15 protein-coding genes and 1 riboswitch are annotated in these 16,171 nt (G+C 40.3%); of the genes, 1 reads left to right on the forward strand and 14 read right to left on the reverse strand.

What is annotated here, in order from left to right; all coding sequences use genetic code 11:
- Positions 1–5: 5 nt before the first annotated feature.
- A complete protein-coding gene (gene pdeM, locus BLQ57_RS04630; protein WP_087938168.1) occupies positions 6–659 on the reverse strand; it encodes a ligase-associated DNA damage response endonuclease PdeM in 654 nt (217 codons plus the stop codon).
- A gap of 70 nt (positions 660–729) precedes the next feature.
- Here pdeM and BLQ57_RS04635 point away from each other — a divergent pair, with 70 nt between their 5' ends.
- On the forward strand, positions 730–1,173 hold the full coding sequence (locus BLQ57_RS04635; RefSeq protein ID WP_240507736.1) for a DUF2147 domain-containing protein: 444 nt from the start codon (positions 730–732) through the stop codon (positions 1,171–1,173).
- Positions 1,174–1,184: 11 nt separating this feature from the next.
- Here BLQ57_RS04635 and BLQ57_RS04640 read toward each other — a convergent pair whose 3' ends face one another.
- From BLQ57_RS04640 to BLQ57_RS04705, 13 genes are all read right to left on the reverse strand, one after another.
- Positions 1,185–2,237, reverse strand: coding sequence for a homoserine O-acetyltransferase family protein (locus tag BLQ57_RS04640; protein WP_087938167.1), 1,053 nt, complete (start codon positions 2,235–2,237; stop codon positions 1,185–1,187).
- A 9-nt stretch (positions 2,238–2,246) separates the two neighbouring features.
- Positions 2,247–3,554 (reverse strand): O-acetylhomoserine aminocarboxypropyltransferase/cysteine synthase family protein, encoded by a 1,308-nt coding sequence (locus tag BLQ57_RS04645; RefSeq protein WP_087938166.1) that lies wholly within the window; start codon positions 3,552–3,554, stop codon positions 2,247–2,249.
- Between the two features lie 161 nt (positions 3,555–3,715).
- A riboswitch (SAM riboswitch) is annotated at positions 3,716–3,824 on the reverse strand.
- Positions 3,825–3,909: 85 nt separating this feature from the next.
- On the reverse strand, positions 3,910–4,563 hold the full coding sequence (locus BLQ57_RS04650; RefSeq protein WP_087938165.1) for a carbonic anhydrase: 654 nt from the start codon (positions 4,561–4,563) through the stop codon (positions 3,910–3,912).
- A complete protein-coding gene (locus BLQ57_RS04655; RefSeq protein WP_087938164.1) occupies positions 4,560–6,104 on the reverse strand; it encodes a SulP family inorganic anion transporter in 1,545 nt (514 codons plus the stop codon). Before BLQ57_RS04655 ends, BLQ57_RS04650 begins: the two co-directional genes overlap by 4 nt.
- A gap of 92 nt (positions 6,105–6,196) precedes the next feature.
- Entirely contained in the window at positions 6,197–7,531 is a 1,335-nt protein-coding gene (gene argH / locus BLQ57_RS04660; protein WP_087938163.1) for an argininosuccinate lyase, read from the reverse strand.
- Positions 7,528–8,613 (reverse strand): M20 family metallo-hydrolase, encoded by a 1,086-nt coding sequence (locus tag BLQ57_RS04665; protein WP_087938162.1) that lies wholly within the window; start codon positions 8,611–8,613, stop codon positions 7,528–7,530. The genes argH and BLQ57_RS04665 overlap by 4 nt, the downstream gene beginning before the upstream one ends.
- A complete protein-coding gene (argB, locus tag BLQ57_RS04670; RefSeq protein ID WP_087938161.1) occupies positions 8,613–9,413 on the reverse strand; it encodes an acetylglutamate kinase in 801 nt (266 codons plus the stop codon). Before argB ends, BLQ57_RS04665 begins: the two co-directional genes overlap by 1 nt.
- Before the next feature lie 15 nt (positions 9,414–9,428).
- Positions 9,429–10,388: a Rossmann-fold NAD(P)-binding domain-containing protein gene (locus tag BLQ57_RS04675; RefSeq protein ID WP_087938160.1), complete on the reverse strand. Its 960-nt coding sequence runs from the start codon at positions 10,386–10,388 to the stop codon at positions 9,429–9,431.
- A gap of 10 nt (positions 10,389–10,398) precedes the next feature.
- On the reverse strand, positions 10,399–11,532 hold the full coding sequence (locus BLQ57_RS04680) for an aspartate aminotransferase family protein (protein WP_087938159.1): 1,134 nt from the start codon (positions 11,530–11,532) through the stop codon (positions 10,399–10,401).
- A 68-nt stretch (positions 11,533–11,600) separates the two neighbouring features.
- Positions 11,601–12,569 carry an N-acetyl-gamma-glutamyl-phosphate reductase gene (gene argC, locus BLQ57_RS04685; protein ID WP_087938158.1) on the reverse strand — a complete coding sequence of 323 codons (969 nt, stop codon included), beginning with the start codon at positions 12,567–12,569 and terminating at the stop codon, positions 11,601–11,603.
- Entirely contained in the window at positions 12,562–13,758 is a 1,197-nt protein-coding gene (locus tag BLQ57_RS04690) for an argininosuccinate synthase (RefSeq protein WP_087938157.1), read from the reverse strand. The genes argC and BLQ57_RS04690 overlap by 8 nt, the downstream gene beginning before the upstream one ends.
- Positions 13,759–13,776: 18 nt before the next feature.
- A complete protein-coding gene (locus BLQ57_RS04695) occupies positions 13,777–14,460 on the reverse strand; it encodes a GNAT family N-acetyltransferase (protein ID WP_087938156.1) in 684 nt (227 codons plus the stop codon).
- 382 nt (positions 14,461–14,842) lie between these two features.
- A complete protein-coding gene (locus BLQ57_RS04705) occupies positions 14,843–16,096 on the reverse strand; it encodes an aminotransferase class V-fold PLP-dependent enzyme (RefSeq protein WP_087938154.1) in 1,254 nt (417 codons plus the stop codon).
- Positions 16,097–16,171: the final 75 nt, after the last annotated feature.

Here is a 16,171-nt window from a genome sequence, read left to right on the forward strand (position 1 = left end):
TAATCTTAGGAAAGGATGGGAATCACTTTTTTTGAGGTTAATCCAAAAATTTTTGAAGTGCTAGTTTTTTGCATTAGAGCCAAGCCTGTAAAATTACCAAAAGCAGGTAAAATCAATTGCTGCTCATCCCAGTAAAAACAGGGAATTCGCAAAGATTGTCTTGCTAGGCCTCTTAGTAATACTCCCGGGTGAATATGCCCGCAAATATTCAAAAAACCTTCTTCTACCTCTCTGAGCGGCTCATGCGAAAAAATCAAGTTAAGGTGTTTAACCGGGTTTTTGTGAAATTTTAATGCTGAACTTTGATAATACCTACTACTTAGTATATCATGATTACCTTGCACAAGATGAAAATTAATTTCTGGAAATTGGCTTAGAAACTGATTGAGAATTTCCCATTGATTGTTCCAGTCACTGTGAAATAAATCTCCCAAAAAATATACTTGTTCTGGCAAATAGATAGAAAAAAGATTGTTCATTACTTCTAAATCTTTATCATGGATAGGTTCGGGAATAGGAATGCCGGACTTCCTAAAATGAGCTGCTTTACCAAAATGTAAGTCAGACAGTAAGAGAACTTTGGTTTGGACAAGATAAAGCGCTCTTTCTTTTAATAATGTTAAATCCGTACCTAAATGGTTTATTTGAACTTGGTTCAAGTGTTTAAAAGATTAATTTGAGAAACAATTTCAAATCTAGTATGATTTTAATTTTCGAAACTATACCGTAATGAAACTACGACAAATTGCTTCAGGTTTTACCTTAATTATGGTAATGGCTTCTTTTCAGCTATTGGCCCAGTCGTCAGATGATATCTTAGGAATCTGGTACAATACCGAGAAAACTGCCAAAGTAAAAATCAGTAAAATAAACGGAAAATTTCAAGGGAAGATTGTTTGGCTAGAAGAGCCTAATCCTGATGGAAGTCCTGCTTTAGATCTGGAAAACGACGATGATGAATTACAAAAGAGACCATTAATGGGCTTGACCATTTTAGAGGAGCTTACTTTTTCTAAGGGAATGTGGAAAGGAGGTGCCATTTACGATCCCAAATCTGGGAATACCTATTCCTGTGAAATTCGACTCAAGGGAGAAGATACCCTAGAGGTGAAGGGATATCTGGGCTTTTCTTTTATTGGGCGAACAGTAGAGTGGACACAAACCAGTCTTTAAAGCAAATAGATTTAAGATTGTTCTAAATAGAAAGACTTGAGTAAATAGGCTAGTTGCTGATATTCGATCAGAAAGGCATCATGTCCTGCCGGAGAGATGATTTCTTTATAGGTTCCCCGAACTACATTTGCACTGATTTGTTGAGATTCTTCGGGCAAAAACAATAGATCTGTATTGACTCCTATCGCCAATACTTTAGCTTCTATTTGATTGAGGGCTTTTTTTAGTCCACCTCGACCTCGTCCGACATCATGACTGTCCATTGCTTTAGAAAGCGTCCAATAGGATAGGGCATTAAATCGCTTTGCCAATTTTTGCCCCTGATACCGTAGGTAAGAAGAAGCTTTAAAATGATCTAATTTCTCTCCGACTTCTTTTTGCTTTCTAGCTAGGTCAGCAGGATGTCTATAGCTGAGCATTGCGATGGCACGTGCAGTCTCCAAGCCTTTTTTTCCGGCTGTTTCTGAATGTTCACCCCAGCTACAATCGGATTCTATGGCCATCCGCTGGGTTTCATTAAAGCCAATCGTCCACGGGGAAGTTTTGGCAGAGGAAGCCACTATAACAGCATTTTGTAGCTTTTTGCCCAATTCAACACTCCATTCCAAAGCTACCTGACCACCCAATGACCCCCCAATGAGTGTGTGAATCATTTCCAGCCCCAAATGCTTTCTTAATCGCTCCAAGCAGGAAGCCAAGTCCCTAGGGGTTAACTGAGGGAAATCATAGTAATAAGGAATTCCGGTCTTGGGATTATTGGATAAAGGACTCGTGGATCCATAGCAAGACCCCGGCAGATTTGCACATATAATGAAATAATCTGCCGGGTCATAAAATTTATCTTCACCGATCAGTCCACTCCACCATTCTGAGGCATTGGCATCACCTGTCAAAGCATGTACCACCCAAATGACATTGCTCTTTTCCGGATTTAAACTGCCAATAGTGGTGAATGCAATTTCCAATTCTGGAAGCTCTTCACCTGACTCAAGTACCAAGGGTAAGGCTGACTTAAATACTTGCTGAGACATAGAAATTGAAGCGAATTGACTTTGAAGATTCATTGAAAATAATTAGGAAATAGCTTTGAATGCTTGCTCAAAATCTGACTTGATATCCTCTATATGCTCTATTCCCAAAGAAACTCGCAAGAGGGTAGGAGTAACCCCTGCAGCTAGCTGCTCAGCTTCACTGAGTTGCTGATGGGTAGTAGCTGACGGTTGAATGATGAGCGTTTTGGCATCCCCTACATTGGCTAGGTGTGAAACCAGTTCAAGGCTATTAATGAATTGACTTGTTTTTTCTTTATCCCCTTTTAACTCAAAACTCAATACACCGCCAAAACCATTTTTGAGATATTTTTTTGCCAACAAATTATAAGGAGAGCTACTGAGTCCAGGATAATTTACTTTTTGAACATTGGGGTGGTTTTCAAGCCACTCTGCAAGCGCCAAGGCATTGTCAACAGTTCGCTGAACGCGAAGAGAAAGAGTTTCCACTCCTTGCAAAAGCATAAAAGAATTAAAAGGACTGATGGCCGGTCCAAAATCTCTCAGGCCTTCCACTCTTGCTCTGATAGCAAAGGCAATATTAGGTAGTCCAAGTGGATTGCCTTCACCGAAAACTTCCCAGAAATTGAGACCATGATAACCTTCTGAAGGTTCAGAGAATTGAGGGTATTTTCCATTTCCCCAGTTGAAATTTCCAGAATCTACAATAATGCCACCTACTGATGTGCCATGACCTCCGATCCACTTGGTAGCAGAGGAAGTCACCACTGCTGCTCCATGCTCGATAGGCCTAAATAAAAAGCCACCCGCACCAAATGTATTATCCACGATCAGTGGTAAATCGTGTTTTTGGGCTAGAGTAGCTAAAGCATCAAAATCAGGAATATTAAATTCAGGATTACCTATCGTTTCCAAGTAAATCGCCTTTGTCTTTTCATCGATTAGTTTTTCAAAATCCTCAGGTTGATTTCCTTTTGCAAATCGTGCTTCAATTCCTATTCGCTTGAAAGCTACTTTAAATTGATTGTAAGTACCCCCATAAAGAAAGGATGAACTCACAAAATTCTCCCCTTCGCTGATGATGTTGTTAAGGGCAAGAAATTGGGCAGATTGTCCTGAAGCAGTAGCCACAGCGGCCACACCCCCCTCGAGGGCAGCAATACGTTTTTCGAATACATCCGTGGTGGGATTCATGATTCGGGTGTAAATATTCCCAAATTCCTTCAAAGCAAAAAGGTTGGCTCCGTGTTCGGCAGAATTGAAGGTGTAGGAAGTAGTCTGATAGATCGGTACAGCTCTAGAATTGGTGGTAGGATCAGGTGCTTGTCCAGCATGAAGCTGAAGTGTTTCGAATCTTAATTTAGTAGACATAATTTATAGGGTTTAAAGGGTTTTAGAAATAATAATGGATCGCTAGGACCCTAAAATAGGCAATAGCATTTTACTTTTAAACCTTGACAAAAGGTCCAAAGTAGCGATTGCATTAGTTTTGAGATGGAAATGGGGGAGTGATTGACTTTCATTTTGCAAAGAATTTATAGTTCCATTTGAGACCCTCTCAAACGGCAGGAATTGGCACCTTGGATTTTCCAGGTTGCCAGAGGGTCATAGAGCCTGTCTCTCACCTCTTCTTTATAAATCCTAGCACTAAAAAGTGAAAGGATACTGCAAATAAAGTAAAGGCGTGTGAATTATCAAAGCGATCTCACACACCTTTATTTAAAATTTAGGGTAATTTTTTCAACTGATCTTCATCATATCGGAATATCGGATTGATACTTTCAATATTCGGCTCAATGGTCAAAAGTTCTTTGATTAAACCATTATCTAGTCCATATACCCAGCCATGGATCTGAGGAGCTTTACGTTCCAGCCATGCCTTTTGGACAATGGAGGTTTTAAGTAAGTCAGTGCATTGTTCTCGTACATTGAGTTCGACTAATCGATTTACTTTGGTGGCATGGTCCTCAATCTTATCGAGCTCGTCTTCATAGATACGATAGACTTCTTTGATATTTCTAAGCCATTTGTTAATTAGACCTAGGTTATTGTGAGAAATAGCCGCTTCTACACCACCGCAACCGTAATGACCACAGACAATAATGTGTTCAACTTGAAGTACTTCGACTGCGTATTGTAAAACGGATAATAAGTTCAAATCCGTGTGTACCACCATGTTGGCGATATTTCGATGAACGAAAATCTCACCTGGATCAGTACCTGTAATTTCATTGGCAGGAACGCGGCTATCTGAACATCCAATCCAAAGAAACTTTGGCTTTTGCTGATGTGCTAGTCGAGAAAAAAACTTCTCATCCATGGCAGACATTTCTTCTGACCATGATTTATTCTGTAATAAAAGCTTTTCGTATTGATTCATAGTGTTTCTTTTAGATTAAAATTAAAACCTTCTAATTCTACTTTAATTTTTTTATCCTCAGAAGTAGAGATAAAATCGTTGAGCAGTTCTTGGATATCATGATCGATAAACTTGGCCTTACTGGCATTCAAAATCACAAAACTTCCGTTTGGTATTTGACTCAGTTGACGCATAAGTGGCGCTTTATTCAGGAAAGAAACGTCTTTTTGAAGTTTTACTAAGTATTTGCCATTTCGCTCGGTGACCATCACAGACTGTTGATAATTGGTCTTGATCACAAAGAAGATCCCAAAAACAATCCCGATCCCGATTCCTGTCAATAAATCTGTAAATAGAATAGCCAATACTGTCACCACAAAGGGGATAAATTGATTTTTCCCTTTTTGATATTCATGAATGAAAATACTGGGCTTAGCCAATTTATATCCCACTACAAATAGCACCGCTGCCAAACAACTTAAAGGAATCAGATTGAGAACCTCGGCTATTCCAATCACTAAAACAAGTAACAAAACTCCATGCAGAATGGCTGATAGCTTTGTTTTAGCACCTGAGGCGACATTAGCTGAAGTTCTTACGATTACAGCAGTCAATGGTAAGCCACCAATCAGTCCTGAAATTGTATTGCCTACACCTTGGGCAACAAGCTCTTTGGAAGCGGGGGAGATTCTTCGCTGAGGATCCATTTTATCACCCGCTTCTAGGCTGAGTAGTGTTTCTATACTCGCGATGATTGCAATGGTGACAGCAACTACCCAAAACTCTGGCGTAGTGATCATTCCAAAATTGGGAAAGGTGACCAAAGTGCTCAGGTCACTCAGAGAATCTACATCAGGGATTGTCACCAAGTGCTCCTCATCTAGCTTCCATTCCGGCTTGATTATTCCATAAAATTGATTAATCAATATTCCCGAAATCACCGCCCATAAAGCGCCAGGAACGACTCCAAGCAGACGATGATTTTTGATTTTGGGCCTTTCAAAAAACAAAATCAGGCCTAAGGAAACCAAAACAATAGGAATAGCACCCGGACTAAAATATTGGATAGCATACCAAATTTCCGAAAAGGTGTTTTGATTGTCCATTTGCCTGAAGGCTAAATCTCCCATTTGGTCCTTATCCCAACCTAATGCATGAGGAATTTGCTTAAGAATAAGGATAAGACCTATTGCAGTGAGCATTCCCTTGATGACCGAATGCGGAAAATAATAACCTAAAACACCCGCCCTTAAAAAGCCTAAAATGATTTGAATCACACCTGCAGCTACCACTGCCGCAAGAAACAACTCAAAAGTCCCTAAAGAAGAAATCGCATCAAGGACTATTACGGTCAAACCTGCTGCCGGCCCACTTACACTGACATGTGAACCTGAAAGAGAACCGACTACAATACCTCCGATGATCCCTGCTATCAGTCCTGACATTGGAGGAGCACCACTGGCTATGGCTATTCCTAGACACAGCGGAAGTGCAACTAAAAAAACTACAAGACTAGCTTTAAGATCATATTTGAGATTACTTCCGAGAAGGTTTGTCTTCATAGGGCTTTTTGGGTTTCTATAAGAGATTACTTTTTCAAAAATAAGATTTTCTTATGAAACAGCTTCAATTATTCCTATGATCGGAGATATAACTATCTCAACAATTGCTCGAGCTTCTTATCTACCGATTGAAAGGAGAATTGAGAAAGTGCTTTTTGAAATTTGCCTTTGATTTCATCCAAACCAAGATTCCCAATACTTCCCTCATGGGTATGGTTTATTTTACTCTGATCAGGCTGAAAAGTACCATTCTCTATATCAAAGCCTACCTGTTTGTAAGCATCTCTGAATGGAACACCACTCAGAACCAGCTGATTTACCACCTCAACAGAAAAAAGATGCTTGTAAAATTGATCTGACAGAATTTCTTTTTTAACACGGATAGATTTTAGCATAAATGTGCTCATACGGATAGAATCACTCAGATTTTCGATGGCAGGAAAAATCTCTTCCTTCAAAAGCTGAAGGTCCCGATGATAGCCAGTACTAGTATTCGTCAGCAGAAGTGCAACAGAATTAGGAACCCCCTGAACTTGGTTAGTTTTGGCCCGAATCAGTTCAAAAACATCAGGGTTCTTTTTATGAGGCATGATGCTCGACCCAGTAGTAAGTTCGTCTGGAAAGCTAATGAATGCAAAATGCTGATTCATAAACGTAATGCAATCCTGCGAAAGTCGATTAAGTGTAGCGGCTATTCCTGAGAGCGCAAATGACAGAGTTCGCTCGGTTTTGCCTCTGCTATTTTGGGCATTGATGACGTTATGATGTAAATCCATAAAACCCAAAAGTTCGGTTGTATAGGTTCGATCTAAAGGAAAACTCGAACCGTATCCTGCTGCTGAACCCAAAGGATTTTTATTACTGAGATCATAAGCTACCTTCATCAAGCCCAAGTCTTCACTTAGTCCCTCAGCAAAAGATCCAAACCAAAGCCCAAAACTAGAAGGCATGGCCAGCTGGGTATGCGTATAACCAGGCATGAGATCATTTTGATGAGTTTTTGATAATTGAATCAAAAGATCAAAAAGCGCTTCAACTTCATGAACCAGCTCTCTGATGGCAGCACGATAGTAGAGTTTCAAATCCACCAAAACCTGATCATTTCTACTTCTTCCAGAATGCAATTTTTTGCCAACTTCCCCGTATCGCTCAGTGAGCAAAAATTCCACCTGAGAATGTACGTCTTCTATACCCTCATCAATTTTAAATAAGCCTTTTTCTATTTCGATGTAAATCTCCTTCAGCCCTTTTTGAAGAAGAGCATTCTCTTCCTCTGTCAAAAGTCCGATCTTACACAGCATTTTTGCATGAGCCATTGAACCCAATACATCAAAAGGCGCAAGAATCAAATCAAACTCCGGATCTCTTCCTATGGTGAATTTTTCAACTTCTTTGCTACTGTCAGTAGCTTTTTGCCAGATTTTCATGGTTGCGTGTTGGTGATTTGCTTAGAATAAGCTTCAATGATGGATATATAACCGATTAAGCCTGATTTAATTTCTTCTACAAAAATAAATTCATCGGCTGAGTGAGAGCGGGCAGAGTCACCGGGACCTATTTTCACAGAAGGATAGGGGATTAAGGCCTGATCTGATAAGGTAGGGCTACCGAAAAGCGAGATTTCTAGATCTTTGGCTACCTGCAGAATTGGATGTTCCTCGGGTACTCGGGAAGATTGCAACCGCATAGATCGGGGCTTTAGTTCGGAAGAAAGCTTTGATTTCAGCTCTTCAAAAGCCTCTTCTAGCGTGTAGGCATCTGTTACTCTTACGTCAAGCGTAAAATTACAAGTATCAGGCACTACATTGTGTTGGCTTCCTGCTTGAATGATGGTCGCGGAGACCTTACTCGCCCCCAAAAAATCAGACACCTTCTTAAATTTAAAATCTCTTATTTTAGACAAATCATCCAAGGCTTTGTAAATGGCATTAATGCCTTCCTCGCGTGCTGCATGCCCCGCCCTGCCTTTTGCCTGAGCGTCAATAACCATCAACCCCTTTTCTGCCACCGCCATTCTCATCAGGGTAGGTTCACCGACCAGTGCAAGATTTGCCTTTGGTAATTTTGTAATCAAAGAAGAAATCCCTCCTTGTCCAGAAATTTCTTCTTCTGCTGAGGCGATCAGCAATAGGTTGAAAGGCAAGTTCTTTTTCTGAAAAAACAAAAAGGCCCCAATCAGGCAAACAAGGGGACCTCCTGCATCATTCGAACCCAAACCGAATAGTTTTCGATTCTCAATTTGGGGATTAAATGGATCTTTGGTATAGCCTGCATTGGGCTTGACAGTATCATGATGAGAGTTGAGCCAAAGGGTAGGCTTATCTTGGTCAAATTCAGCAGCAAAAGCCCATAGATTATTCCCTTGACGTTGAAAATCTATCTTGTTTTCATTAAAAAATCGTTCTAAAACAGAAGCTGTTCCTTCTTCTTCTTTAGAAAATGAAGGGACAGCTATGAGTTCTTGGAGTAGGTTTAATGATTTTTGGAAAAGGGCTTCTTGAATAGACATCAGTAAAGGTCGTATCTGTTTCGTTCTATAATGGTTCCTGACAGTTTGCCTTTTGTCGAAAGCAACAAGTTTTCGGCTTTCCCTATCCACACATGATTGACACCTTTTTGTAGCGCCTCAAAGGCATTGTCCAATTTGGGAATCATCCCTGAGTGAATCACATTTTCTTGTCTTAGTTCTTCGTAGATGTCCTCATTGATCAGAGGGATAATGGAGCTTTCATTTTTTTCATCCAATAAGACACCACTTTTATTAAAACAATAATACAAGTTCACTTCATGCTCCTTAGCTAGACTAGTAGCCAAAGCTGAAGCAATGCTGTCGGCATTTGTATTAAGAAGTTGTCCTTGTTGGTCATGGGTAAGAGCACTCAGTACAGGGACAAGATCACCACTTAAAAAATGCTTGATCAACTTTATATCAACCTCAACAATATCACCTACATATCCATAATCTATTCCTTTCACAGGACGCTTGACAGAGCGAATAATATTACCATCAGCACCAGTCATTCCGATTGCATTGACCCGTAAAGCTTGGAGCTTGGCCACGATATTTTTATTGATTAGGCCTGCATAGACCATCGTTACGACATCCAAAGTATCCTTGTCGGTGATGCGTCTTCCATCTACCATCTCAGGCATGACTCCTAGGGATTCTCCAAAGCGGGAAGCCATAATTCCACCTCCATGGACAAGAATTTTACTACCTGGGAATTTTGAAAATTGACCTAAAAATTCATCCAACTTTTCGGGGAAGTCGATTACATTACCGCCAATCTTTATGATACTTATTTTCATTTTCGGAGGATTTAATCAGGAATCCAATAAATAACTGATAACTGACTGGGCAGCAAATATTCTGTTTTGAGCTTGAGTTTGAACCAGAGATCTGTTACCGTCAAGTATCTCGTCGGATAGTTCTACATTCCTCCTTACCGGAAGGCAATGCATAACTTTGGCTTTTGGGGCATGAGAAAGGCTATCTTCAGTAAGCATCCAAGAGGGATCAGTGGATAGAATTTTACCATAGTCATTGAAGGAAGACCAGTTTTTCACATATACAAAATCTGCCTCTTCCAGCGCTTTGGCCTGATTGGTTTCTATAGTGGCCCCTTTTGTAAAGCGTTGATCCAACTCATATCCTTCCGGATGCGTGATGGTAAGTTCGTGTCCCATACCCAGCGTCCATTCTGCAAAGCTATTGGCCACGGCATGAGGAATAGCCTTGATATGAGGTGCCCATGTCAGGACAACTTTAGGCTTTCTTTTCTCTGCAAAAATTTCCTTCATAGTTATCTGATCGGCAAGACTTTGCAAAGGATGACGAATAGCCGACTCCAAGCTGATAATCGGTTTTCCGGAATATTTCAAAAATTGACCAAAAGCAAAATCATTGATATCTTCATCACGATGGGTCAAGGTTGGGAATGCCCTAATAGCCAAAAGATCAAAATAAGACCCCAAAACAGCAGCTGCATCTTTGATGTGCTCGACGGTACCCTTATTCATGACTGCACCATCACGCATTTCCAAAGCCCAACCTTCCTTGTCCATATTGAGCACGATAGGCTCCATGCCCAGATTAAGAGCAGCAAGCTGTGTACTCACACGTGTGCGTAGGGAGGGATTTAGAAAAATACAGCCAATTCTTTTTCCAGCACCTTTTTGATGATCTTTCTTGGGATCCAACTTATACTCCAAGGCTGAATGGATTAATTGCTCTCCCAACTCTTTGGACTCAAATCGAGTAAAATGTTTTAGTTTAGAATTCATTCTTATACTGTTAGACGCTCAAAATTTCTTTCAAAGCAGTTACAAACGAATTTAATTGATTCCATTCTATAGACAAAGGAGGGAGTAATCGAATGGTTTGCTTTTTAGCTGCTGATCCAGTAAAAATCTTGTATTTGCTCACCAATTCTGAACGTACGGGACCTGCATCCCTGTCCAAATCAATCCCAATCATCAAACCTTTCCCTCGTATTTCGTTGATTTGAGGAATTTCTCTCAGAGCTTCCATCAATTGATCTCCAAGTTCTTTTGCTCTATTTTGGAGTTTTTCTTTCTCCAGTACTTCCAAAACTGCTAAGGCGGCAGCACAGGCTAAATGATTCCCTCCAAAGGTAGTTCCCAATAAACCATAACTCGATTTGAATTCAGAAGAAATCAATACCCCACCTACGGGGAAACCATTTCCCATTCCCTTGGCCATAGTCACTAGGTCAGGAGTAAGACCGTCTACCCATTGGTAAGCAAAGAACCTACCTGTTCGTCCAAAACCAGACTGAACCTCATCCAAAATCAATTTGGCATCATAGGTTTTGGCCAGTTGAGCCAGTCCCAAAAGAAAATCGGGATCAGGTACTTGAATTCCACCTACACCTTGGATCCCCTCGATGATAATCCCTCCTATATTTCCCTTTTCTAAAACCTGCTCTACGGTTATCAAATCACCAAAGGGAAGTATATGAAAATCCTCTCGCTCATTACATGGAGCAATGATTTTTGGATTGTCGGTAAGGGCAACAGCCCCGGAAGTCCTTCCGTGAAAAGAACCACTGAAAGCGATCATCCCCGATTTTCCAGTGGCAAATGAGGCAAGTTTGATGGCATTTTCATTGGCCTCAGCTCCAGAATTGCACAAAAACAATTGATAATCATGAAGACAAGATAAGTTGCCCAACTTTTGAGCGTACTCTTTTTGAATAGGGATGTGAACGGAGTTGGAATAAAAACCGATCTGCTTTATTTGTTCTGAAATTCTCTTGACATAATGTGGATGGCTATGGCCGATCGAAATCACCGCATGACCTCCATAAAGGTCCGTGTATTCTTGCCCATTTTCATCCCAAAGTAAACTACCCGATGCCTTGTTCAGGGTGACAGGAATAAGCGGATATACATCAAATAAATTCATTTTTATTTTTGATTTAAGAATTACTTTTTAAAAAAGGATTTCGACCCTCAGAAGCTTAATCTTATTTTTTAAAACGCAATGGATTTAAGGTTTAAACCTGTTTTTTCCTCCAGTCCAAATGCCAAATTAAAGTTTTGGAGGGCTTGTCCTGAAGCTCCTTTTAGCAAATTATCTATCACCGAGTATATCACCAGTTGGCCCGCTTCTTTTTTGAGATGCAGAATGCATTTATTGGTATTGACAACCTGCTTCAAATCAATATCAAGATCGGAAACAAAAGTAAATGCTGCGCTTTGGTAGTAATCCTTATAGGCATTGATCGCAGAATCAAGATCTCCTTCAAAAGGAAAATAAGCTGTAATCCAGATGCCCCGAGTAAAATTGCCTCGGTAGGGGACAAAAAGAAGTTCGGAATCCCAATCCTCTTTTAGTTGTCTGAATGTCTGCTTGATTTCCTTTAAATGCTGATGGGTAAATAATTTGTAAACGGACAGATTGCCATTTCTGTAGCTAAAATGAGAGGTTTCTGCCAACTTTTTACCTGCACCAGTGCTTCCGGTGACGCCGGTTATATGGACAGAACCTTTGATCCAACCTTGAGCTATTGAAGGGGCAAGGGCCAATTGAATCGCCGTGGCAAAACATCCAGGATTGGCGATTCTCTTAGCTGTTTTGATTTTCGATTCATTTATTTCAGGAAGTCCATATACAAAACCATTTGACTCGTCTCTGAAGTCAGTAGATAGATCGATGATGACGGTTTGGCTGTCAAAACTATGAGTAGCCAAAAAGCCTTTGGTCTCTCCATGGGGTAAACCCAAAAATACAGCTTCAATTCCTTCAGTCTTGACCTGATCGCTAAATACCAAATTCGATTCACCGATCAAATCCGGATGAACTTCGTAGACTTTTTTGCCTTTTTGGCTATTCGAATGAATATAAACCAACTCCACCTGCGGATGATGAAGTAACAAGCGAATCAATTCACCTCCAGTGTACCCAGCACCTCCAATGACAGCTGTTTTGATTTTATGCATCGTCACTTTGATTTACCTGATGAAAAATAGCCGTTTGATTACCAAGAATTCGAGTAAAGCCTTTTACATCCTCTCCAGTATATCCTTTATTCATCTCTCCATAGCTACCAAATTTATTGGACATCAAATCATGAGAGGATCGAATACCCAAAAGCGTAAAGCGATACGGGTAAAGCATCACACGAACCTCACCAGAAACGAACTCTTGTGTACTTTGCATAAATGCCTCCAAATTACGCATTACCGGATCCAAATAATGTCCCTCGTGCAGATGGTTTCCGTAAAATTCAGCTTGTTGATTTTTCCAGAAAAGCTGCCATTTGGTTAATGTGTGCTTTTCTAAAAGTTGATGTGCCTTAATGATAATCAGGGGTGAGGCAGCTTCAAAACCCACACGACCTTTAATCCCAATAATCGTATCGCCTACATGTATATCTCTTCCTATTCCGTAGGGACCGGCCAATTCCTGAACTTTTAAAATGGCCTCAACAGGATTTGTATATTTTTCTCCGTTTACACCCTTTAGCTCTCCTTGAACAAAGTTCAAAACCAGTTCTTTAGGCTCAGATTGAGTCACTTGAGTAGGCCAAGCAGTTTCGGGTAGGTACTCAGAGGAAGTCAAGGTTTCTTTTCCACCGACTGAAGTGCCCCAGATTCCTTTATTGATTGAATAAGTTGCTTTTTCGAAATTCATCGAAACGCCATGCTTTTTCAAGTAATCTATTTCTTCCTGTCGAGAAAGCTTCAAATCTCGAATAGGGGTGATGATCTCTATGTCCGGCACGATAGTTTGAAAAATCATATCAAAACGAACCTGATCATTTCCAGCACCTGTGGAGCCATGTGCTACGGCTTTGGCACCGATGGATTTGGCATATTCCGCTAAGGATTTGGCCTGTAAAATTCGCTCGGCAGAAACTGAAAGAGGGTAAGTTTGATTTTTTAAGACATTTCCAAAAACAAGATATTTGATAACTTCTCGGTAATAAGTGTCTACCACATCCAAGATCGTGAAAGAAGCAATACCAAGAATCTTGGCTCGATCTTCTACTTCTTGGAGCTCTTCGGCAGAGAATCCGCCCGTATCAACCAAGACCGCATGCACCTCGTATCCCAAATCTTTGGTCAAGTGCAAAGCGCAAAAGGTGGTATCTAGACCTCCGCTGTAGGCCAAAACGACTTTTTTCATTTTCTTAAATTTTGTTTGTTAGAAGAAAATGCCCGTGATAGAATTTTTGGACTTATTCAATTTGAGCATTACATATTTTTTTAGTCTGACCCATCGGTCAAAGAGTTTAATTTCTTTTTTGAAATCATCTCTTAGTGCCAAATCATCAGAATGGTTCTTTTTCGCATTAGGATCGTAAAGCATAGCTGTACAAAGACAGTTTTGCCTATTTTTAGCCATCAATATTTCGTAGTTGATACAACTCTGACAGCCCTTCCAGAACTCATTGTCATCCGTCAAGTCTGAATAGGATACAGGAATATACCCTAGTTCAGAGTTGATTTTCATAACTGCTGCGCCAGTAGTGAGACCAAAGATTTTGGATTCGGGGTATTTCAAACGACTAAGCTTGAAAATCTCTCTTTTGATTTTTCGGGCGAGACCATACTTTCTGAATTGTGGGGCTACGATCAAGCCAGAATTAGCGACATATTTTCCATGGCCCCAAGCTTCAATATAGCAAAACCCAGCCCACTCTCCCGAGGTAGTCAGGGCAATAACAGCTTTTCCTTCCTCCATCTTTGTTTCTACATAGGCAGGGGTCCGCTTAGCGATACCAGTTCCTCTAGCTTTTGCAGAATTAGCCATTTCATCGGTGATCACCTCTGAATAAGACTTATGAGTAGAATTGGCAACAAGAATTTTAAAGGAAATATCTTCCATCGTATTGTGAAAGTGGGTTTACCCAAGAATGGGTAGGGTTAGAATTTAATTTGAATGGGGATTTGAAAGGAACAGTTTTCCGCGTAGGAAAACAAAATATATCATAGGGTCAAACCCTAAAAAAGAACGTCTGCCTCCTGAATGGAGAAAAAATAGGCGTAGCAACTTCTAGCAAAATATGATTGCTAGCAGAAACAAGTGAAGAAGCTATGTTGGCCTTGATTTTCATTTTCGAATGCCAAAGTTGAATGCTTTGTGAAGGAATTGCAAGAAATTTTTCAAAAATTCTAAAAATTCCCGCCAATTCTTGATCAAAAGACAATATTTCACCTTAAAATTTCCTGGAAAATAATGAAACCAAATATTATTTGGCAATTTTAAATCAGGATTTATTCCCTGATAGGATTTTAAGGGCTTTTACAAATTGGTCCAGTTCAGCAGTGCTTGTATAAATATTTGGAGTAATTCTGCATCCTCTAACTCCTGCACCATCTATAGCCACGGTAAAAATCTGATGTTCTTCCAGCAGTTTTTTTGCCATTTCTGAAGGCTTCATTTGATCTACACCTACATTGGCTATGGCACAAGATCGCTGAGGATCTTTAGGCGTATTCACGGTAATTCCTGGAAGTTCTCTCACTTGGTCGCTCCAATACCGCTGAATGTACCTCAATCTTTCTTCTTTTCTTTTGGCCCCTATTTTTTCATAAAATGCTATCGCTTGGATCACAGCCAAATCTGTAGCAACAGGATGAGTACCAGTATGATTTAGATTGGCGATGCCCGGTCTATCCAATTCGTATGGTGCAAAAAGTGGTCGAATTTTTTCAGCTTTGCCATTTTTGACATACAGTAAACCCGCTCCTAAAGGTACGCTGAGCCATTTGTGCAGACTTGAACCGTAATAATCGCAGTTGAGCTCAGACATATTAAATTCAAAATGACCTACAGCATGTGCACCATCAACCATTACTTCAATTCCGTATTGATGTGCCATGTCACAAATTTTTCTCACGGGCAAAATATGCCCTGTGATATTTACGATATGCGGGATCATGATCAACTTGGTCTTGGGGGTGATCGCCTCTTCGTAGGCGGCAACTACTTCCTCGTCTGATTCCGGAAGCATAGGAATATCTATCCGCACCGGTTTCATTTGATACCTTCTACTCGCCAGTTCAAACATATTCAGCATACTGCCATAGTCTTGATTAGCCATGATGGCCTCGTCTCCTTTTTCCCATGGAAAACCCGAAATGATTAAATCCAGAGATTCGGTGGTGTTTCTTGTAATTACCACTTCATTAGGTTTTGCCCCTACAATTCTGGCTATAGCATGGGCACTTTTTTCTTTATTCTCCCACTGTACAGAGCGCATGTAGCTGGATCCTTGATAATTAACCTCCCTGATGTGTTGGATATATGTTTCTAAGGTTTCCTCCGGCAAAAAACAGTAATAGCCATTTTCGAGATTGATGTAATCTGGTTTCAATTTATAGGCCGATCGTATTTGTTCCCAAAAATCCGAGGAATCAAAATCTATAGACTTCAGTGATGCTGCTTTAGCGCTTGATAGGAATGAACTGGCACTCATTCCAAAAAAGGCTAGGGACTTGAGAAAGGATCGCTTATTCATAGGTGAGGAGTTTAAAGGATGTAAGAAATAATCCAAACGACTAAAAGCAAGATAGCTACCCATGTAATCCAAGGA

The sequence above is a fragment of the Algoriphagus faecimaris genome, assembly GCF_900101705.1.
GTDB lineage: Bacteria > Bacteroidota > Bacteroidia > Cytophagales > Cyclobacteriaceae > Algoriphagus > Algoriphagus faecimaris.